The sequence below is a fragment of the Haloarcula sp. HT12 genome, from assembly GCF_055271655.1.
In genome coordinates this window covers 239,774-257,883 of record NZ_JBUXKW010000003.1, presented here as the reverse complement: position 1 = coordinate 257,883, position 18,110 = coordinate 239,774, and the positions used below count along the sequence as shown (strand labels likewise).

Below are 18,110 nucleotides of genomic sequence, written 5' to 3'. Positions count from 1 at the left end.
TTCAATGGCTCCGATAGTGAACAACTCGCTGGTCGTTGAACAGCCGCCTCAGACCCCCTCTCCGGTTATTTCGAATGATACTGTCGGGAGAGCCTTTTAGTCAGTACTCCCCTGCAGTGTGTCTATATGTCAGGCACGACCAGTGGGTCCGCACAAACTCGCTCCCGGAAACTGTCGCCGGCGGAACGGTTTCAGGAGTTCATTGCATACATTCCGAGTGGCGATACGATCCCCGACGAGACGTGGCGCGGACGACACCGTAATATCCTCATTCTGCTGCTGGCGCACGTGCCCGTCCTGCTGGCGCTTGGGCTGTATTCGGGAACTGAATCACTTGTCACGGGGGCAACGCTCCCCGAAATTGGCACGCTCCACGTGCTCGCGGAGGTCGGGGTCGTCGTCGGGCTCGCCGTCCTGTCGCAGTTACCGTGGTTCGGCCGGCGGACGCGAACCGCGCTGGCGACGATGGGGCTCGTCACGACATCCGGCTTCTTGGTCCACTTCTCCGGCGGGTACATCGAGGCTCACTTCCACTTTTTCGTCGTGATGGCCGTGGTCGCCGTCTACGAGGACTGGCTGCCGTTCATCCTCGGCATCGGCTACGTTTCGATCCAGCACGGGGTTTTCGGCATGATCGATCCGAGCCGGGTGTACAACCACTCGGCGGCGATCAACAACCCGTGGGTGTGGGCGTTCATCCACGCGGGATTCGTCCTGATGCTGGCTGCGGCGCTGATGGCCCACTGGGCGTCGACCGAGCGGTCCCGCGAAGCGGCGGAGGAGCAACTCCAGCAGGCAAAATCCAAGACCCAGGAGGTCGAGAACCTGGAAGAGAAGAAAGCCGAGATGGAACAGGCTATCGCCGAAGCCGAGGAGGCGAAAGCCGAGGCCGAGGCCCGACAGCAGGAAGTCGAGGAGTTCAACGAGCACCTCGAAGCGACGGCCGACGCCTACAGCGCGGCGATGTCCCGGGCGGCCGACGGTGACCTCACGGTTCGGATCGACGCCGACAGCGAGAGCGACGCGATGGCACAGATCGCCGAGTCGTTCAACAAGATGATGACGGAGACGGAGTCGGCGATGGAGGAGATACAGGCGTTCTCGCAGGAAGTCGCTTCGACGAGCGACCAGGCCACAGCCGGTGCTACCGAGGCGACGGGGGCCAGCGAGGACATGAGCGAATCGATTCAGGGCATCGCCAGCGGGGCGGCCGACCAGCGGGAGATGCTCGAAACCGTCTCCAGTGAGATGACCGACCTCTCGGCGACGGTCGAGGAGGTCGCCGCGTCCGCCGAAACCGTCGCGGAGCGGTCCCGCGAGACGGCCGAGATCGCCGACGCCGGCGAGGAGACCGCACAGCAAGCCATCGAGGGCTCCAGAGAGGTCCAGACAGCCATCGATTCGACTGTCGAAAACGTGGAGCGACTGGACGAGAAGATGGCCGAGATCGGCGACATCGTCGAACTGATCGGCGACATCGCCGAGCAGACGAACATGCTGGCTCTGAACGCCAATATCGAGGCCGCGCGGGCCGGAAACGGCTCGGGCGGCGACGGGTTCGCCGTCGTCGCGGACGAGGTCAAACAGTTGGCCGAGGAGACGCAGGCCTCGGCGACCGAGATCGAACAGCTCATTGCGGAGACCCAGGCCCAGACCGAGACCACGGTCACGGAGGCGCGGGGAGCGAAGCAGGACATGCGAGCGAGTACCCAAGCCGTCGAAGACGTCGTCGACACGTTCTCGCAAGTGGCGGAAAACGCAGAGGCGACCGACAACGGGATTCAGGAGATAAGCGACACGACCGACGACCAGGCCGCCACGACCGAGGAGGCAGTGTCGATGGTCGAGGAGGCCGTGGACATCAGCGAGGCGACCGCCGCGGAGACCGAAACCGCCTCCGCAACTGCCCAGGAACAGGCCGCGTCCATGTCACAGGTCAGCGCCAGCATCGAATCGCTCGCCGAGCAGTCCGAACGGCTCCAGACGATGCTGTCGGAGTTTGACGTCGGCAGCCGCTAACGGCTCACTCGTCCCAGTACTCTTTTTCCGCGTTCCTATCGAGATACGTCGACAGCGTCCGGTCCGCTTTCTCGCCGCCCGGTGGCGACCCGGCGTACAGCCCGACCATCTCCCGGTCGGGGTAGACGGTGATGTCCGGCTCCTCCATCGTCGAGACCATCAGCAGCCGGAGGTCCGACTCGCCGGCTTCGATCTCGTGGGCGCTCTCCTCGCCGGCCGGGAGTGCGACGTAATCGCCCGGTTCGAGCGTATATTCGTCGGCAGCAGGGCCGAGCCAGAGCGTGCCGGTCCCGGCCTGAACGAAGATCGCTTCCTCGTTGCCCTCGTGGTAGTGGCGCACCCAGAGCCGCTTGCCCGGCGGGACGGCGTAGAGGCTCGCACCGAGTTTTTCGCCACCGGCGGCGTCGCCGATCTGCTTGCGTTTGAACGTCCGGTCGCCGTGCTCGTGGTCAGTCCAGTCGAGGTCGGCTTCGTTGACGGGGCCGTCGCTCATGCCCGGGTGGACAGCCGGCGAGTAGAAAAAGTCCCCTGCGTTACAGCTCGTCGGACAGCACGTCGAGGGTAGCCTCGAGGACGGCCGGTCGCTCGCCGGCCAGGTATCGGATGGTCCCCTCGCGGACGCTCCGGGTCGCGACGCCGCCTTCCGGCACGCGCTCGCTGACTTCGCTCACCAGCTCGTGCAGATCCAGGTCGCCGTTGGCACGGACGTACATCGTGTCCGTCGAGATGCCGAGCACGGCGTCGCTCTCGTCGCGGACATCCCGGTGGAGCTCATCGAGCAGGAGCGACTCCGGCGGGAACTCGTACTGGTGGGTAAAGGCGTCCGTGTCGAGGACGGCGATGTCCACGTCGCCGACGGTCCGGTGGTCGAGGTTGGCCCGGGCGGTCGACACCTCTTCGTCGACCTTCTCGCGGAACTGCTCGGCGATGTGGCCGGCCAGACCGCCCACGTCCTCCTCGTCGTCGCCGAACACGAGGTCGGTGATGAGTTCACGCTTGTCCTCGTAGGACTGGTAGTGGGCTTCGAGCGCGACGGCTTCGCGGAGCTCCGACACCGCAGTCTCGTCGTAGCCGGCCTCGTTGGCGGCAGCCACGTACGGCTCGGGGATGTTTTCCCAGAAGCTCACGGCCGGGAGGTGCCCCAGGTCGTCGCGGACGTCTTCGTTGACGTGTGCGGCGACGTTGGCCGCGAGCGCCGTCGAGGTGGTCTCGGAAACGGCGTCAGCCGAAGGCGAGACGACGGCGTCGACGGTGTCGACGACCGCGCCGTCGACGTCGATGTCGTCGATGACGACGCTCGGTGCGCCGTAGACGTTCAGCAGGTCAAAGCCGTCGAGGCTCTCGCGCGTGCCGCCGGCGGCGACGAAGACGAACAGCGGGAGCTTCTCCTCGTGGCGCTCCCGGTTGTCCAGCATCGTCGTCGTGTCCTTGGTCGCGTCGTCCATGTCGTAGACGCCGCCCTCGATGGGACGCCGGTCGAAGTAGTGGTACTTCGCGTCGGCCCGGCGGTGCTGCTCGGTGACCAGCGGGAGCGCAGCTCGTTCGAGCGCGCTGCCGGCGAGGTAGCCGTCCGCGGTGTTGGCGTGGCGGACGATGACCGGCCGGTCCGTCAGCACTGCCTTCCGGATCTGGGTCGCCGCTTCGACCAGCTCCTCGGAGAGGTCCGCAACCGCCGTGTCGTCGGCGAGCGGTTCGACCGTGTCAGGCCGGGCCTCGTCGTCGAGGGCGTCGGCGAGTCGCTGTTCGACTTCCTCGCGCTCCTCGGCTTCGAGCACGTCGAGCTCCTCGGTTTCGACCTGCAGTTCGCCGCGACGTTCGCGGACTTCGCCCGACAGCCGGACGTAGTCGTCTTCCTCGACCTCGGGGTAGGCGCGGACGCCCGCCTCGACGAAGGCCGCACAGTCGACGGTGCCGGTTTCGTCCTGCAGTTCGAACACCGTCGGGCCGGAGGTCTGGCGGATGCCGACGACTTCGCCTTCCAGTCGAACGTCCGCGCCGACGTGGTCGTCGAGATCGCCGATAGCCGCGGCGACCGGTTCGGCCGCGGTCGCTTCCTCCGTCTCCGCCTCGGTGGCAGCCTCGTCCTCAGTCTCGGTGACGACAGCGGTGTCTGATCCGCTGTCGTTGCCGCCGACGGCCGCAGTGCCTTCGACGCGGTCCTCGTCGCTGGCCCGACTGACTGCGCCGGCGTTCGTGGCGCTGCTGTCGTCAGATTCGGTGCCTTCGTCCGCGCCCGATTCGTCGTCGTTCTGTCCCGCGGACTCGTCAGTTGAGGGTCGGGACGCCCCCTCGTCCGAATCGTCGGCCTGTGTCTCGTCTTCGTCGTCTTCGTTCTCAAGGAGGACGGAGTGGCCGATTTCCGGGTCGTCGACGAGGACGCCGCGGAACTCTCGCTCGGACTGGCGGATCGACCAGCCGAGGTCGACGTTGCCGTTGTCCCGTACGTTCTTGACCTGGACGTAGACGGTGTCGCCCGGTTCCCAGTCGAGGGAATCGAGCCGTTGGTCCAGTTCACTCCGGTGGAGCAGCCCCGTTACGCTGTCGCCGATGTCGACGAACACGCCGAACTCGGCGAAGCCGTCGACACTGCCGCGGTAGTAGCGGTCGACCGATAGCTGGTCGGCACGAGAGCCGCGGAACTCGAACAGGGCGTCCTCCTCGTGGAGGTCACAGATGCGTCCTTCGACAGATTTGCCGCAGATGATACACGAACCCATTACACGGTGCAAGCATGTCGGGCCTAAAACGGTTGTCGAATTCCGGACGAGCGAAACTCCCGCCCTATTCGAACATTTCACTCTCTTCTTCGAGCAGTTCGAGGCCTGTAGCGACCGCTTTCGCCTGTTCCGGGAACAGGGCCACCTCGATTTCGCTCCCCTGTTCGTCTTCGAACGCGATCTTGATGCGCTTGTCGCCGTACTCGCGAACGTCGACGCCCTCGACGTCGTACATCTTGATGGTCGCTTCCTTGTTCGACGGCCCGACGCTCTTGAACGCTCCGTCCTTGAGTTCCAGCATGAACTGGTCGATGTCGATACTGAGCATCGTAAGGGAACGCACGCGGGCGGCCCCTAAAACCCATACTCCGCGACCAGCACCGAGAGCGCCTGGAAGCCGCGGAAGCCGTAGCCGAAGATGATTGCCGCAGGGATGGCCCCGACGATTGCGGCGACCGGGAGCCGGATACTGTGGACGACGGCGGTCCCGAGCAGGTACAGCCCCGCGCCCCAGGCGGTGACGAGCACCCGGACCTCGGCGCTGGGCAGACCCGCCAGCAGACAGGGAGCCATCGCGTAGCACAACACCTGGACGGTCTCGCTCACGCCGCCGCGGTCCGACGCGACGGGCAGCAACAGCAGGGTCTGCAACGCCGCCGTCAGATGCACCGTCGCTGGCGTGACGAACACGAGGATAGCAAACAGCGCCAGCACCGCGACGCCGGGCGAGAAGCCGCCGATAGCGGGGTAGTCGAACGGCCCCGTCGACAGCAGTCCCCGCTGGGCTAGCTTGACGACGGCATAGCGGCTCACTTCCTCGAAGAGGACGACCGTCGCCGCGAACACCAGCCCCGGAGCCTGGTCGCCTGGCGCGACGCCGGTGCGGAAAAAGCGCCGCGGGCGGCGCAGTATTTCGACCCACGCGCGAACCAGCGCGGCTGGCCCGCGGTCCCGGCCACCGGTCGGATTCTCGACCCACTGAGTCACGGCCATAGGTAGGGTGTGGGTCGGTTTGACCGTTTCCTTCTCTCGGTCAGCAACCCAGTGTGGCTCGGACACGCACAGCGGTCCTCGCGGCTAATGATCTGCTCCTGCGGACCGGACGCTCACGGCTCGGACACGCACAGCGGTCCTCGCGGCTAATCATCTGCTCCTGCGAACCAAGACGCTCACGGTACGGGCACGCGCGGCGGTCCTCACCGCTAATCGTCCGCTCCGACGTTCTCCGTACTCTCGAAACACGCCGGGTCCGGCTCGATGTTCGCGTACTGGACCGCCTCCTCGCCGAGCGTCGTCACGCGCTCGTCGATGTCGGGGTCGGTTATCTGGCCGTCCGCGATGTAGTTGCGCGCCTTCGGAATCGCGGCCTGGTGCGGGATGACCCAGCAGTTCAGCGCCCGGCAGACCGAGCGGAGGTGTTCGAGCGCAGTGATGGGAAAGCCCCCGCCGGCGACCGCCAGCAAGCCCACCGTCTTGTGTTCGAACTCGTCGAAGCCGCAGTAGTCGAGTGCGTTCTTCAACACGCCGGAGTACGACCCGTGATACACCGGTGTCCCGAGTAGAATTGAGTCAGCCGCGTGGATTCGGTCGGCGAACTCGACGGCGTCGCCGGCCTCGCGGTGGTCCGCGTCGAACACCGGGAGGTCAAACTCCTGGAGGTCCAGCAGTTCCGTCGTCGCTCCCATGTCATCTGCGGCGGCGAGCGCGCTCTCGATTCCAACTCTGGTGTAGCTCTGCTCTCTGAGACTGCCGACGACGCCGACGACGTGTGGTTCGGACATGACGGTCCTATGGAGTGGGGCCGGTATATCGATGGGGGAGACGAAGCCCGCCGCTGGTCTCGATTCCCCTGCCGGTTCGTCAGGCCAAGGGGGTCGCTCTGGCCGACGCTCAGTTGTCGTGGTACACGTAGAGGAGGTTCGGATACGGGATGTACGCGACCCGTTCGAGCCCGCCGCTGCCGACCTCCTTCTTGAGGTGGACGCCGTTTGACCCCTCGACTACGTCGTGGATGTTCTTGATTTCGGTGCCGTCACTGAGCTCGGCTGTCATGTGTGACATCATACACCATACGTGTCCCGGTCGTAAAGCACCCCGGACTATGCGTGATCGACCGGTAGCAGTCGCTGAGAGTTTCCCTCAGTACGAACGACGCATTGGCGTTAGCGGCCGGAAAAGTAATCCGTGGCTCAGGAGCCGAGTTGAATCTTTTCGGACGACGCTTCCTCGCGGGAGCGGTGACCGAGGTCGGCTTTCAACGCCTCGATGGCCTCTTCGGGGTCGGTTTCCGAATCGAAGACCCGGTCGAAGCCGAGCGCCTTGAACGTCTCGCGCGTCTCCTCGAAGGAGTCCTGCCCGACAGCGAGGTTGCCGCCGATGTAGGTCGTCACGTCCAGCCCGGCCTCGTTGATCTGTTGCTGGAACCCCTGGCAGTCCTGCTCGGCGTGACCGTACAGCGACGAAACGAGTATCGCTTCGGCGTCGTGTTCATCCGCGGCGTCGATGAACTCCGACTGGGACGACTGGACACCGAGGTTGACTACGTTGAAGCCGGCCGCTTCGAACGCTCGTTCCAGAATGGTAATCCCAACGACGTGCGCGTCGGAGCCGATGACACCGAGGATGACTGTCCTCATACAAGACCACCAATGGGTGTCAACTACATAAACCTAATGATAAACCATGATAGATTGGTAGTGGTTCACACACTACAGGGGGAGGATATTAGCCATGATAGCACAAACGAATCGATAGACACAGCACCTATGGTACACGACACGCCTCAACGTCCGACCGAGTCTCGGGTACTGCGCCGTCTGTCGCGTCAGTCCACCCGATGTGGCACCCGCTCGGAACAATCTGCCTGTCCAGCGCCGGGCCACGCATGACGACCATCCGCCGGGCCTTCGATGCAGACGCCGACGGCATCCGCCGGGTCGCTCGGGCGGCGTGGCACCACGCCTATGACTCGCTGGAGTCCGAGGTTATCGACGAGACGATATCCGACTGGTACGCGGACCCGTTGGGCAGCGCGCTCCACGGCTGGGCCGGCGGCGTCCCGGCAAACGACCTCGACGACATCGAAGCGGTGCTACTGGTCGCCGAACAGGACGGAGAGATCATCGGCTTCACCCAGGGGGTTACAATGCATACGACGGGGACGATGCTGCGGCTGTACGTCCATCCGGACTACCACGGGGAGGGTGTCGGGACGGCGCTGTACGACCGACTCGAAGACATCTTTCTGGAACACGGCGTCGAGCAGTTCCGGGCGCTGGATCTGGCTTCGAACGACCGGAGCCGGGAGTTCTTCGAGAACCTCGGCTTCGAGCGGACGAACACGCGGACGCTCACTATCGGCGGCGATCCCTACGACGAGGCTGTCTACTCCCGCGAGCTATCGCCCGAGAACAGTACGTGACGGTAGCGAAGCATAGGTCACCCCACTCCGGTCAGATACCGCGGACAGTCTCGATGAGCCCGATGGATTCCAGCGCCATCCAGCAGACGAACACCACGTACAGGCCAAGCAGCACGTAGGCTTCGCGGTCCGAGAGTTCGAGGTCCGTCCGGGTGAATATGATGAACACGAGCGTCGCGAACCCGAGAAACCCCATCGTCGGAATCGCCACGCGGAAGTCGATTGTCGCCCGCCCCGCAAGCGAGACGCCGACGGGAATCGCCACCAGCAGATTGAACGTGTTGCTCCCCAGGACGTTCGTCAGGCTCGTAACGCTGTCGTCGTTTTTCGCCGCCCGGACGCTGACGAAGGCATCGGGGAGGCTCGTCCCGGCGGCGATGACGGTCAACCCCCAGAGGAACGTCGGCGTGTCGAAGATGACACCGAGGGAAAGCGCGCCCCGAACCATCCCCTCGACGCCGACAGTGATTATGACGAGGCCCACCCCGAGCAGCCCCCACTCTCGGCGTGGGCGGACACTGTGGGTTTCGTCCGCAACGTGTTCGCTCGCGTCCTGCTGGTGCAGGAACACGTAGATGCCGTAGGTCACGAGCGGAACGACGGCGAGTGTTGGCGTTAGAATGGCCACCTGGTTGGTTCCGCCCGGAACGTACGTCGCCCCGAGCGCAAACACGATGAACAGGATGAGGATACTGATGACGTAGAACTGGGCGTCTTTGTGGATGATGTCGCGCGTGGACCGGAGTTCCTCGCTGGAGAGCGCCGCGAGGGCCGGAATCACGAGCAGATTGAAGATCGCGCTCCCGACGATAGCACCGACGCCCAGCGAGAACTCGTCGTGGACGACAGTGCTGATGACGACCGAACTGATCTCCGGAAAGCTCGACCCGACGGCGACGACGACCGCGCCGTGGACCGCCACCGGCAGCCCATAGTATCGGCTCAGCTGTTCCGCGGCGCGTTCGAAGTACGCGCTTCCCTTCCAGATGACACCGGTTGCGACGACGATGAGGACGACGGAACCCAGCAAGCCAACCATTATGGACGTATTGACCGCACGGGTTCAAGGGTGTATGCCACTGGCGGTCAGCGCTTCAGGCGCGCGACCGTCTCGCCGTCGCTGTCCTCGACAGCGACTAAGCCGTCGTCCGCAAGGTCGTCCAAGAGCCCGCGGAGCCATTCGCGTCCATACTCCCCCTCGGATGCGTAGTCTACGCGCACACGCGGCCCCAACTGGTCCAGGCGCAGTTCGTCGTACTCCTTGATCGCCGAAATGACGCGGCCGCGCATCTGTCGACGGCTCCCCTCGAACTCGGGCTGGGTCGGTACGTCCGGCGCAGTGAAATCACCCGTCTCGTAGGCCGAACACCACTCGCGCCAGGGACACTGCGCGCCGTCACAGTCGGGGGTCTTCTCGCAAGCGACCCCGCCCAACTCCATGATGGCGTTGTTCCAGACCCGTGACTGCCCCTCGGGCATGAGCGCGCTCGCGGCTGTCTCAAAGGCCGAATCGTCGTCGGGCACGTCGAAGGCCCGATACAGGACGCGCTTGACGTTCGTGTCGACGACGGCGTTCCCGTTGTTGAACGCGAAAGAGGCGACGGCGTTGGCGGTGTAGGGACCCACGCCCATCAGGTCGCTGAGGCCGTCCGGGTCACGGGGCCACTCGCCGTCGTAGTCCTCGATAATCTGTCCCGCGGCCTCGTGGAGATACTTGGCGCGGTTGTTGTACCCCAGCGAGTGGCTGGTCCAGAAGCCCACGACATCCGAACGGTCGGCCTGGGCCAGGTCCTCGGCGGTGGGCCAGCGGTCCAGGAAGTCCTCCCAGGCGTCGACGACCCGGTCCAGTTGGGTCTGCTGGCTCATCACTTCGGAGACGAGAATCTCGTAGGGGTCTGTCGTCTCCCGCCACGGGTACGAGCGGTGGTCCGCCTCGTACCACGCCACGAGCGCGTCCTGGACAGCCGACGGGTCCGCGGGCACGGCCCCATGGCGGTCCGTCGCTGTCGACTGGTCGGTCATACCCCCGTTTAGCTCTGTCCCGATTTGTGCGTGGCGGTCGTTGCCGCCCATCCCGTCGGCTGTGTCCGGAGAGAATCACACCCCCCGAAGTCCCGACTGATCCCCAGTCAGTACAACAGACAGTATCAGCTGTCGGCTTCGGACCGTCCCCATTCGAACTCGGTCCCGTACCAGTCCGGCTCGTCTTCGCTGAACACGTCCGCGAACACGAACATCGCCCCGTCGGGGTACGTCGTGTCGATGTACAGCCGCCAGCCGTGGGCCTCCGCGATGGTCTTGACGATAGAGAGGCCGAGCCCGGTTCCATCCTCGCTCGTCGTGTGGCCGTACTCGAAGATATCGTCGACTTCCTCGGTCGGAATCCCCGGCCCGTCGTCGGCGACGTAGAACCCGTGGTCCGTCAGTCCGACCGTGACGGTCACCTCTGGGCCGACGTGGTCGATGGCGTTTCGAAAGAGGTTCTCGAAGGCCCGCAGCAGCCGTGTCCGGTCGGCGTCGATGGTTCGACTGCCCGTGAGCTCGATGCTGGCGTTTTTGTTATCGATGTTGTCCCACGCCTCGGTGACGAGCCCCTCCAGCGGCACCGGTGCCGTCTGCTCGACGCTTGCGCCCTTTCTCGTCAGCGTCAACACGTCGTCGATGATCGACTCAATGCGATCATGTGCGTCTTCGAGCTTCTCGGTGTGGGACTGGAGGTCGGCCGGATCCGTCTCCGGGTCCGACAGCCGCGTTGCGAGCAGTTCGACGTGGCCGCGGGCGACCGTAAGCGGGTTTCGGAGGTCGTGGCTCAGCGTCGACGCGAACTCGTCCAGTCGCTCGTTCTGGCGTTCGAGTTCGTGGCTCGACCGCTCGGCCTCCTTACGGGCCGCCTGGGCCTGCCGGATCTGGCTCCGTAGCGTGTCCCGCATGTTTCCGAAGGCGTCGTACAGCCGCCCGATTTCGTCCTCCCGGGCTGTCGAGATATCGACGCCGAGGTCTCCCCGCTCTATCGCCTGCGTCCGGTCACGAAGGCGTATCAACGGCCGGATCGTGTGCCGCCCGAAGAGGTAGCCCACGATACCCAGCGAGACGACCGCCGTCCCGACGACAGCGAGGAACCCCCAGCGGACGAGTTGGCTCGTCCTGTACAGTGACTGTCGCTCTGCAGTCGTCATAACCACCCACGACGTGCCGTTGACGGGCGTGTAGGCCGCGACGCTTCCCCCCGTTTCGAGAGTCGTCGTCCGGCCCGCGGCCGCGGCCCGGAGCCCGTCCTGGCTGATGGGCGCGGAACCGTCCCGGCCGTCGATAAGCGGGTCCCCGTCTCCGGTGAGCAGCTGCGTCTCGAACCCGTCGCGCTCGTCGTGCAACTGCCCGGTCGGGACCTCCGCAACGAGAACCAGCGCCCCATCGCCAGTAGACACGGGCGTCACGAACGCCATCGAATGGCCGTCACCGTCCGCGTAAACCGTCGAACGCACCACGGTCTCAGTATCGGTGGTACCGTTCATCGCCGCGGTAAGCGGCGACTCCCATGCGGATTCGACTGCCCACGGGGACCGTCCTTCCGTGTTCGTCTCAGTGCTAGCGACAACTGTCTGTGAGTCGTCGGCGGTGGCGACGTAGTGGAGCGAGCGAATCCGCGACGACTCCGCCGTGGCAACTGTAGAGAGGTACTGTCTGATATCCGCGTGCGTCCCGGTGTCGTACACCGCTGTGGCCGCGACAGCGACGGCCTTCGTTTCGCTGGTCGTCCGCCACTGCTCGATACCCTCGGCCCGATTTGTGGCCGACGTTTCGAGGTCCGTCGCCGCATCGCTGACGACCTGCTCCTGTATCTGCAGGTAGCTGCCGAAGCCGACGGCTGCGAGCACGACGACGATTACCGCCAGCGCAACAGCGAACTTCGCCGTGTAGCTTCGCGTGTACACGCCCGGTACGACCGCGTGGAGTCGCTCCGTCACCCCATCGGGCTGACTGGACGCTGCCGTTTCGTCCCCACCGTCTGTCATTATCTGATCTGAGTCGCTCAGTAGTCGACCGCTACCCCTCGTTATGTTTAGTCCATGATATAATTTATCATATGTTATAATCGTCGATGAGTGCGTTTCGAGGGAGCGATCCCAGACGAGTCGTAAGGGGTTTCCTCGCGCTCGTCGTCCCCTTTCGTATGAGCCTCGAGGATCTACAGGCGGATATCGAAGCGGCCTACGGCGACTTCGACGACGAGTACGAGCTATCTATCGACCGCGAGACCCGCAACGAACTCGCGATGCTGTCCGTCGCACTGGACCCGGAGGACTCCGAGGAGCTCGTCAGGCGTGCGATCCATATGCTGTTTCAGTCGACCGTCGACCGCGGGACGCTGGATTTCCACCTCCGGTCGAGCTACGACTGCACGTACGACGAGTACCTCTCGGGGATGACCTTCGACCAGATGACCGGGAACGACTTCCCCCAGCCCCAGGACAACGACGACCGGCGCTACCAGTTCTAGAGCAGGAGGCCAAGCGCCAGCACCGTCGCGACACCCAGGACCACCGAGCTCCAGAACGCCACGCGCGAGGCGAAGGCGCGGTTCGGGCCCGGGGCAGTCAACGCGGCTTTGACCATGATGCTGGCGGCCGTCGCGGTCAGAATGGCGAACATCGCCGTCGGGCCGTCGATAGCGCCGCCGCGGTACAGCAACACGGCCGAGGTCGTCGCGCCGGCACTGGAAACGAGTCCGCTGAGTGCCGACGTGATGAAGAGCCCGGCCGTTCCGAACTGCGTCTCCGCGTACCCGCCGGCGACCACGACCAGCAGGAATACCCCGCCGAAGGCCAGCGCGTTCTGTAGTGAGAACGGACTGTCGAGGGCCATCTCGACCGTTTCTGACCAGTCCGCAGTGTACGCGGCGACGGCGATACTGCCGGCAATGACGGCCCCCAGCGGGATGATTGCCTCGACCAAGACGCCCCGTTCGATGGTGAAGAACACGGTGATGAGGAGGTTCCGGAGCGCCATCGCAGCGTCGGCCAGCAGAATTGCAGCCACCGCATACGAGGTCGCGTCCGGCCGCTGGCGAACGTGGTCGAGCATCGTGCCGACGACCGCGGTCGACGACGCCAAGCCGCCGAAGAAGCCGGTGACGGCGATGCCGCGCCCGCCGTAAGTCTGGACGATGGCGTAGTTGACGATGCCGATGCCGGCGACGAACACGACCATCAGCCAGATGACCCGCAACTCCACGGCGATATCAACCAGCCCGCCGGGAATCTCGACCGGTTCCGACGGGAGCAGCGGGTAGATGACGAAGGCGATGATGGCGAACTCCGTCGCCGAGCGCAGTTCCTCGCGGGAGAGCCCCCACGCCAGCGAGTGGAGTTCCCGCTTGAGCACTAACAGTAGCGACGAGAAGACGGCTACCGAGACGCCTTCGAGGATGAACCCCCGCGCGACGAGCGCCCCGACCCCGTAGGCGACGAGCATCGACACGGACGTGGTCAGCGACAGTCCCTCGCCGTCCCCCTCGCCGAGGAGACCCTGGACCGCGAGCAAGATGCCCTGGACGATGACCAGGACGCCGCCGACGACGAGCAGCGCTTGGCTCTCGACCAGCGTAAACACCGCGGCCAGCAGGCTGATCAGGGCGAACGTCCGGATCCCGGCCGACTTCTGTGACCACTCCCGCTCCAGTCCGAGAAACATCCCGAGCGCCCCCGCAAGCAGGATTCGGAACACGGTCGTCTGAATCGGCTCCGGGGACAGTTGCAGGAGTGCTGACACAGTCGTGATAGGACGGGCCTTGGCTAAAGTGATATGGGCTCGGGCAGTACGATTCGGCACACAGACGCACTGCTACCGGTGAGACGGCAGCCTCAGCACAAGCGGCGCTGCGACCCTGTTATAGATCGACGTACTGGTCTTCCCACTCACGGCGAGCGTCGATCTCGCGCCGACCGCGACGTGTAAGCGTATAGAAGTTGGTCCGGCGGTCGCGCTGGCCCTTCTCGACCAGTCCTTTGTCGACCAGGGTGTCGAGGTTCGGGTAGAGACGACCGTGATGGATCTCCTTCTCGTAGTACGCTTCGAGTTCCTCCTTGATAGCTAACCCGTGGGGTTCCTCCCTGCCAGCGATCACGTAAAGCAGGTCACGCTGGAATCCTGTCAAGTCGTGCATCGATTTTCCTATGTAATGATTTAGTATCTATACTGTTAAATATATCGGCCCAGAGAATTTGTATCGGTTTCGGCAGATCGAAGTATGGAATTTTCTGCAGCTAAGCCCTCAACCTACTATTTGTCCATACGGTAAATACAGTCAGTAGATCATCATTCTTCGGAAACTGATGGCAACAGTATTATTTGTCAGTGTAGCCTACAGATGGTATGGTAGAAACAGTTCTGTTCGAAAACGAACAAGTACTCGACCGCAGTGCCGTCGCGGCATATCTCAGAACGATGGCCGACTCGCTGGAGGAAGGGTCTGAGATCACACTCAGCGCAGGGGGACAGGAGGCCACCTTCGCGCCGCCATCACAGGTGGAGTTCGAGGTGAAAGCCGAGCGCGAGGGTCCGGAGGGCGGCGACGGCGAGCTCAGCATCGAAGTCGAACTGGAGTGGCCCGAGAACGCGACGGACACAGAGCTCTCTATCGAGTAAGACGTATCGTCCAGCAGACACCGATCAGTCACAGAAATCACTCTTTTCAGGTCGTGTGCAGCGAAGTAAGTGGAAAGCGGTCGCGAAAAACGCGACCGCTTGCCGCCCTGAATTGGTCCCCGCTGACGCTTCGGCCCTCCAAGCGAAGCGTCACTTGGTCGAATGGGGCAGAATGACTTAAAAGTACCGGCCCCGTCCGCCAGATGTTAGTTATCGAAACAAAACCGGATGGAAACAGCAACCAACTCAGATGTGTTCCTCCTCAAGCACCCACCCGAGCGCCCGCTTGTAGTGGGTGAACATCATCCGGACCCGCTCGTGGTCCATCTCCTCGTCGTCTAGCTGTTCAGCAAGGAACTCGTACTGCTCGCGGATCTCGTCTTCCGAGCGCATGCGCTGACATAGACAGCCCTCGCGGAACAATCTTGAGGGCTGGCCTCTCAGCATCAAGTATGAAAGTCCGCGGGGAACGCGAGTGCCAGGACTGTGGCACGCGATGGCGGTACTACGAGACTGGGAGCATCGCCTGTCCGGACTGTGGCAGCATCCACAGCGTCGGCGTCGACGAACACACCGAACACACCGACGCACCGGCCACGCTCGACCTGACGCCGGTCCGAAGTCGGATCGACGCGGATTCGACCCGGGAAATCGCTGACGCGGCCGCGGAGCGGTGCCGCGAGTACACGCGCAAGCGTGGGTTCATCGACGCCGGCGAGCTTCGCCCGCTCGACCCGACGTTCGTCGCCGCGGTCGAACTCCAGCACGTCGGTGCACACCTCTCCCGGGAGCTACGCAGCAGCGACCCGGCGGAACGGTACTTCTACGAACTGCTCGGCGGAGCTGACGACGGCGACCGCCCGGCTGTCGAGGCGGTCCCATCGGAACTCCGAGTCCCGTACGGCCTGGCGATGGCGGCGGCCGTCGGCAGCTATCAGCGGGACGTGCGGACGTATCTGGACAGCGACCCCGAACCGACCGCGCGACAGCTCTCGGGACGGATCCGCGACCATCGGAAACGGATCGAGGCCCTGGATGGCGATGTCGACCCCGGGGACGCCAACCGCCTCGTCCACGCGGCGCGGGACCTCGGCTCGTACATCACCGGCGACGAGAGCGCCTTCGTCAGAGCAGAGAACTGGCTCGCCGGGATCGAGGACGATACTGTCTAAAACTCTATCGGAGCCGCCGGACCAGCGTCTCGTCCAGACAGTTGCCCGGAACCGAGTCCCGCCACGCTACGGTCTCTATCGATTCGCCGTCGAGTCCGGGGTCTGACGCTAGTGCCGTCGAGTCAGCCGTTCCGCGATAAGTCCCGAAAAAGAACGTCGCCTCGCGGCCGCCGTCAGTCACTTTGACCTCGGTGACAGCGGCCAGTTCGTCGACAGCGATACGCACGCCAGTCTCCTCGTGCACCTCCCGGCGAACCGCTTCCTGACGTGTCTCGCCAGCTTCCACACCGCCGCCCGGGAGCTTCCAGGTCTCGTCCTCGTAGACGAACAGCATCCGGTCCGCCGGGTCGATAACGAGCGCGCCGACCGCCCAGTGGAGGCCGCGGTCGGCACGGGCACGGACCCCGTCTACGCCCGCCGCGTCGGTCTCGCGGGTCACTCGTCGGGTGAACACGTCACGGTCTTCGAAGGCCGCGAGCGTCGGCATTCAGGGCAGGTCGACGTCGATGTCGTGCTGGAGGCCCGTCGCTTTCACCGTGTTGTACAGCAACATCGCGCGGGTCATCGGGCCGACGCCGCCGGGAACCGGCGTGATCGCGCCCGCGACCTCCTTCGCGCTCTCGTACTCCACGTCGCCGACGAGTTCGTACCCCTTCTCCGTGTCCGCGTCGACGCGGTTGATGCCCACGTCGATGACCGTTGCGCCCTCGCCAATCATTTCGCCGTCGATCATCTCGGGGACGCCGGCCGCGGCGACGAGGATGTCGGCGTTGCGCGTCCGTTCGGCGAGGTTCTCAGTGCGGGAGTGACACACCGTCGTCGTCGCGTTGCCGCCCGGTGCCTTCTGGATAAACAGGTTCGCCATCGGCTTGCCGACGATGTCCGACCGGCCGACGACGACGGCGTCCTTACCCTCCGTGTCCACGCCGGCGCTCTCGATGAGCTTCTGGATGCCGTGGGGCGTGCAGGGCTTGTAGCGGGCGTCACCGGCGACGAGTCGGCCGACGTTCTCCGGGTGGAAGCCGTCAACGTCTTTCATCGGGTCGATGGCGCGGAGGACCGACCTGTCCTCGACGTGGTCGGGGACGGGCATCTGGACCAGAATACCGTTGACGTCGTCGTCGGCGTTGAGGTCCTCGATGGTGTCGTACAGTTCGGCGGCGTCCGCGTCGGGGTCGATGTCGATATCGATGGCCTCGATACCGACCTCCTCGCAGTCGTCCTGTTTCATCGAGACGTAGGTCTCGCTGGCGGGGTCCTCGGACATCAGGACCGTCGCCAGCGACGGGCGCTCGCCCGCGTCGGCGAGGCGGTCGATGGACGCGACCAGGTCGTCCCGGATCGACTGGGCGACGGCGTTGCCGTCGATAATCTCTGTCATTAGGTACAACGGCGGCGCGGGGCGGTATGAACGTCCCGGATTTCGGCCGGCCGCGACAGGCCGGCGCGCTCTCGCTCAGGGACAGTCCGATTCGGCGATTGACTGTCGCTCCGACCCCTGCTGGATGGTCCGTGTCGCGCCGCCCGGCACAGCCACGGCCATCGCCTGCCCGCCGTAGCCGTGTGTCTGGTCGTGGCCCCGGATCACGACGCAGGCCACGTCGTCGGGAACCGGGATCGTCTCCGACCGGGTAAACGGAGCCGTCGAGTGAGCGTGCGCGAGGTCACGGCGGCCGAGTCGGTCGCCCGGCAGCGTTTCGACCTGCCACCAGTTTGCGTAGCCGTCCTCGCCGTCGTCGTCGTGGTACAGCGTTACGTCGAAGCGGTAGTCGCCGCCGCCCTCGTCCGCGATCTCAACGCCGACGACGTTGGCCTCCCGCAGATCGAGTTCTGCTTCTGTGGCTGCCTCCGTCTGTACAGCAGTTGATTCCTGGCCTGCGACGGTAGCGGCGGCTGTCTCTGCCGCCGTGGCCGTCGCTGTCGGCTCGCTCGCGCCGCCGTCGCTTTGCCCGGTTTCCTCCCCTGACTCTACCTCGAACTGCGTACAGCCGGCAAGCGTCGATAGGGAGGTACCCAGAGCATAGAGCGTCCGGCGTCGGGTTGTGCGGGGCATACCAGACGTGTCGGGGAGAGATGTCAAAAAGGGAGATGCCAGTGGGCGGACGGCAGAAGCCGCGCTACAGGGCTGGCCTGTCG

General features: G+C 64.6%; 21 protein-coding genes. 5 read left to right on the top strand and 16 right to left on the bottom strand.

Annotated elements, in window-relative coordinates; translation table 11 throughout:
* The first annotated feature begins 126 nt into the window (after nt 1-126).
* Nucleotides 127-2,019: a methyl-accepting chemotaxis protein gene (locus tag ACY9XZ_RS10930; protein ID WP_463457066.1), complete on the top strand. Its 1,893-nt coding sequence runs from the start codon at nt 127-129 to the stop codon at nt 2,017-2,019.
* 4 nt (nt 2,020-2,023) lie between these two features.
* On the opposite strand, the gene ACY9XZ_RS10925 is transcribed toward ACY9XZ_RS10930, so the two are convergent.
* The 7 genes from ACY9XZ_RS10925 to glmS form a co-directional block, all read right to left on the bottom strand.
* A complete protein-coding gene (locus ACY9XZ_RS10925; RefSeq protein ID WP_463457065.1) occupies nt 2,024-2,512 on the bottom strand; it encodes a cupin domain-containing protein in 489 nt (162 codons plus the stop codon).
* Nucleotides 2,513-2,552: 40 nt separating this feature from the next.
* Nucleotides 2,553-4,736 (bottom strand): DHH family phosphoesterase, encoded by a 2,184-nt coding sequence (locus ACY9XZ_RS10920; protein ID WP_463457064.1) that lies wholly within the window; start codon nt 4,734-4,736, stop codon nt 2,553-2,555.
* A gap of 64 nt (nt 4,737-4,800) precedes the next feature.
* Nucleotides 4,801-5,064, bottom strand: a complete 264-nt coding sequence (locus tag ACY9XZ_RS10915) for a hypothetical protein (protein WP_463457063.1) — start codon at nt 5,062-5,064, stop codon at nt 4,801-4,803.
* A 26-nt stretch (nt 5,065-5,090) separates the two neighbouring features.
* A complete protein-coding gene (locus ACY9XZ_RS10910; protein ID WP_463457062.1) occupies nt 5,091-5,723 on the bottom strand; it encodes a YIP1 family protein in 633 nt (210 codons plus the stop codon).
* Between the two features lie 215 nt (nt 5,724-5,938).
* Nucleotides 5,939-6,517: an NADPH-dependent FMN reductase gene (locus ACY9XZ_RS10905; protein WP_463457061.1), complete on the bottom strand. Its 579-nt coding sequence runs from the start codon at nt 6,515-6,517 to the stop codon at nt 5,939-5,941.
* A 109-nt stretch (nt 6,518-6,626) separates the two neighbouring features.
* The gene (locus ACY9XZ_RS10900; protein ID WP_162470422.1) at nt 6,627-6,788 is read right to left on the bottom strand and encodes a hypothetical protein; all 162 of its coding nucleotides are present in this window, start codon (nt 6,786-6,788) and stop codon (nt 6,627-6,629) included.
* A gap of 137 nt (nt 6,789-6,925) precedes the next feature.
* Nucleotides 6,926-7,372 (bottom strand): methylaspartate mutase subunit S, encoded by a 447-nt coding sequence (gene glmS / locus ACY9XZ_RS10895; RefSeq protein ID WP_101350135.1) that lies wholly within the window; start codon nt 7,370-7,372, stop codon nt 6,926-6,928.
* A gap of 248 nt (nt 7,373-7,620) precedes the next feature.
* On the opposite strand from glmS, the gene ACY9XZ_RS10890 reads away from it, so the two are divergent.
* Complete coding sequence (locus tag ACY9XZ_RS10890; protein ID WP_463457060.1) at nt 7,621-8,157, top strand: N-acetyltransferase family protein; 537 nt, start codon at nt 7,621-7,623, stop codon at nt 8,155-8,157.
* A gap of 31 nt (nt 8,158-8,188) precedes the next feature.
* Here ACY9XZ_RS10890 and ACY9XZ_RS10885 read toward each other — a convergent pair whose 3' ends face one another.
* From ACY9XZ_RS10885 to ACY9XZ_RS10875, 3 genes are all read right to left on the bottom strand, one after another.
* Nucleotides 8,189-9,196 carry a sodium:calcium antiporter gene (locus ACY9XZ_RS10885; protein ID WP_463457059.1) on the bottom strand — a complete coding sequence of 336 codons (1,008 nt, stop codon included), beginning with the start codon at nt 9,194-9,196 and terminating at the stop codon, nt 8,189-8,191.
* Between the two features lie 47 nt (nt 9,197-9,243).
* Nucleotides 9,244-10,179, bottom strand: a complete 936-nt coding sequence (locus ACY9XZ_RS10880) for an HhH-GPD family protein (protein WP_463457058.1) — start codon at nt 10,177-10,179, stop codon at nt 9,244-9,246.
* Nucleotides 10,180-10,304: 125 nt separating this feature from the next.
* Nucleotides 10,305-12,170 (bottom strand): sensor histidine kinase, encoded by a 1,866-nt coding sequence (locus tag ACY9XZ_RS10875; protein WP_463457057.1) that lies wholly within the window; start codon nt 12,168-12,170, stop codon nt 10,305-10,307.
* Between the two features lie 158 nt (nt 12,171-12,328).
* Between ACY9XZ_RS10875 and ACY9XZ_RS10870 the strand changes: the two genes are divergently transcribed.
* Complete coding sequence (locus ACY9XZ_RS10870) at nt 12,329-12,655, top strand: hypothetical protein (protein WP_463457056.1); 327 nt, start codon at nt 12,329-12,331, stop codon at nt 12,653-12,655.
* On the opposite strand, the gene ACY9XZ_RS10865 is transcribed toward ACY9XZ_RS10870, so the two are convergent.
* Together ACY9XZ_RS10865 and ACY9XZ_RS10860 are read right to left on the bottom strand one after the other, a co-directional pair.
* A complete protein-coding gene (locus ACY9XZ_RS10865) occupies nt 12,652-13,926 on the bottom strand; it encodes an MgtC/SapB family protein (RefSeq protein WP_463457055.1) in 1,275 nt (424 codons plus the stop codon). The genes ACY9XZ_RS10870 and ACY9XZ_RS10865 overlap by 4 nt on opposite strands.
* 118 nt (nt 13,927-14,044) lie before the next feature.
* Nucleotides 14,045-14,320 (bottom strand): PadR family transcriptional regulator, encoded by a 276-nt coding sequence (locus ACY9XZ_RS10860; RefSeq protein ID WP_004518082.1) that lies wholly within the window; start codon nt 14,318-14,320, stop codon nt 14,045-14,047.
* Between the two features lie 209 nt (nt 14,321-14,529).
* Between ACY9XZ_RS10860 and ACY9XZ_RS10855 the strand changes: the two genes are divergently transcribed.
* Nucleotides 14,530-14,802: an amphi-Trp domain-containing protein gene (locus ACY9XZ_RS10855; protein ID WP_463457054.1), complete on the top strand. Its 273-nt coding sequence runs from the start codon at nt 14,530-14,532 to the stop codon at nt 14,800-14,802.
* A gap of 246 nt (nt 14,803-15,048) precedes the next feature.
* On the opposite strand, the gene ACY9XZ_RS10850 is transcribed toward ACY9XZ_RS10855, so the two are convergent.
* Nucleotides 15,049-15,195, bottom strand: a complete 147-nt coding sequence (locus tag ACY9XZ_RS10850; RefSeq protein WP_004961170.1) for a hypothetical protein — start codon at nt 15,193-15,195, stop codon at nt 15,049-15,051.
* A gap of 59 nt (nt 15,196-15,254) precedes the next feature.
* Here ACY9XZ_RS10850 and ACY9XZ_RS10845 point away from each other — a divergent pair, with 59 nt between their 5' ends.
* Complete coding sequence (locus tag ACY9XZ_RS10845) at nt 15,255-15,974, top strand: DUF7117 family protein (protein WP_463457053.1); 720 nt, start codon at nt 15,255-15,257, stop codon at nt 15,972-15,974.
* A 4-nt stretch (nt 15,975-15,978) separates the two neighbouring features.
* On the opposite strand, the gene ACY9XZ_RS10840 is transcribed toward ACY9XZ_RS10845, so the two are convergent.
* The 3 genes from ACY9XZ_RS10840 to ACY9XZ_RS10830 form a co-directional block, all read right to left on the bottom strand.
* Nucleotides 15,979-16,461, bottom strand: a complete 483-nt coding sequence (locus ACY9XZ_RS10840) for an NUDIX domain-containing protein (protein ID WP_463457052.1) — start codon at nt 16,459-16,461, stop codon at nt 15,979-15,981.
* Nucleotides 16,462-17,355 (bottom strand): bifunctional methylenetetrahydrofolate dehydrogenase/methenyltetrahydrofolate cyclohydrolase, encoded by an 894-nt coding sequence (locus ACY9XZ_RS10835; RefSeq protein WP_463457051.1) that lies wholly within the window; start codon nt 17,353-17,355, stop codon nt 16,462-16,464. It lies immediately after the preceding gene.
* Nucleotides 17,356-17,430: 75 nt separating this feature from the next.
* Nucleotides 17,431-18,027: a hypothetical protein gene (locus tag ACY9XZ_RS10830; protein WP_463457050.1), complete on the bottom strand. Its 597-nt coding sequence runs from the start codon at nt 18,025-18,027 to the stop codon at nt 17,431-17,433.
* Nucleotides 18,028-18,110: the final 83 nt, after the last annotated feature.

What these genes read in the sequence shown, in the direction of transcription:
- ACY9XZ_RS10930 (WP_463457066.1), top strand. Translation starts at nt 127, where the DNA reads ATGTCAGGCACGACCAGTGGGTCCGCACAAACTCGCTCCCGGAAACTG.
- ACY9XZ_RS10925 (WP_463457065.1), bottom strand. Translation starts at nt 2,512, where the DNA reads ATGAGCGACGGCCCCGTCAACGAAGCCGACCTCGACTGGACTGACCAC.
- ACY9XZ_RS10920 (WP_463457064.1), bottom strand. Translation starts at nt 4,736, where the DNA reads ATGGGTTCGTGTATCATCTGCGGCAAATCTGTCGAAGGACGCATCTGT.
- ACY9XZ_RS10915 (WP_463457063.1), bottom strand. Translation starts at nt 5,064, where the DNA reads ATGCTCAGTATCGACATCGACCAGTTCATGCTGGAACTCAAGGACGGA.
- ACY9XZ_RS10905 (WP_463457061.1), bottom strand. Translation starts at nt 6,517, where the DNA reads ATGTCCGAACCACACGTCGTCGGCGTCGTCGGCAGTCTCAGAGAGCAG.
- ACY9XZ_RS10900 (WP_162470422.1), bottom strand. Translation starts at nt 6,788, where the DNA reads ATGACAGCCGAGCTCAGTGACGGCACCGAAATCAAGAACATCCACGAC.
- glmS (WP_101350135.1), bottom strand. Translation starts at nt 7,372, where the DNA reads ATGAGGACAGTCATCCTCGGTGTCATCGGCTCCGACGCGCACGTCGTT.
- ACY9XZ_RS10890 (WP_463457060.1), top strand. Translation starts at nt 7,621, where the DNA reads ATGACGACCATCCGCCGGGCCTTCGATGCAGACGCCGACGGCATCCGC.
- ACY9XZ_RS10885 (WP_463457059.1), bottom strand. Translation starts at nt 9,196, where the DNA reads ATGGTTGGCTTGCTGGGTTCCGTCGTCCTCATCGTCGTCGCAACCGGT.
- ACY9XZ_RS10880 (WP_463457058.1), bottom strand. Translation starts at nt 10,179, where the DNA reads ATGACCGACCAGTCGACAGCGACGGACCGCCATGGGGCCGTGCCCGCG.
- ACY9XZ_RS10875 (WP_463457057.1), bottom strand. Translation starts at nt 12,170, where the DNA reads ATGACAGACGGTGGGGACGAAACGGCAGCGTCCAGTCAGCCCGATGGG.
- ACY9XZ_RS10870 (WP_463457056.1), top strand. Translation starts at nt 12,329, where the DNA reads ATGAGCCTCGAGGATCTACAGGCGGATATCGAAGCGGCCTACGGCGAC.
- ACY9XZ_RS10860 (WP_004518082.1), bottom strand. Translation starts at nt 14,320, where the DNA reads ATGCACGACTTGACAGGATTCCAGCGTGACCTGCTTTACGTGATCGCT.
- ACY9XZ_RS10855 (WP_463457054.1), top strand. Translation starts at nt 14,530, where the DNA reads ATGGTAGAAACAGTTCTGTTCGAAAACGAACAAGTACTCGACCGCAGT.
- ACY9XZ_RS10850 (WP_004961170.1), bottom strand. Translation starts at nt 15,195, where the DNA reads ATGCGCTCGGAAGACGAGATCCGCGAGCAGTACGAGTTCCTTGCTGAA.
- ACY9XZ_RS10845 (WP_463457053.1), top strand. Translation starts at nt 15,255, where the DNA reads ATGAAAGTCCGCGGGGAACGCGAGTGCCAGGACTGTGGCACGCGATGG.
- ACY9XZ_RS10840 (WP_463457052.1), bottom strand. Translation starts at nt 16,461, where the DNA reads ATGCCGACGCTCGCGGCCTTCGAAGACCGTGACGTGTTCACCCGACGA.
- ACY9XZ_RS10835 (WP_463457051.1), bottom strand. Translation starts at nt 17,355, where the DNA reads ATGACAGAGATTATCGACGGCAACGCCGTCGCCCAGTCGATCCGGGAC.
- ACY9XZ_RS10830 (WP_463457050.1), bottom strand. Translation starts at nt 18,027, where the DNA reads ATGCCCCGCACAACCCGACGCCGGACGCTCTATGCTCTGGGTACCTCC.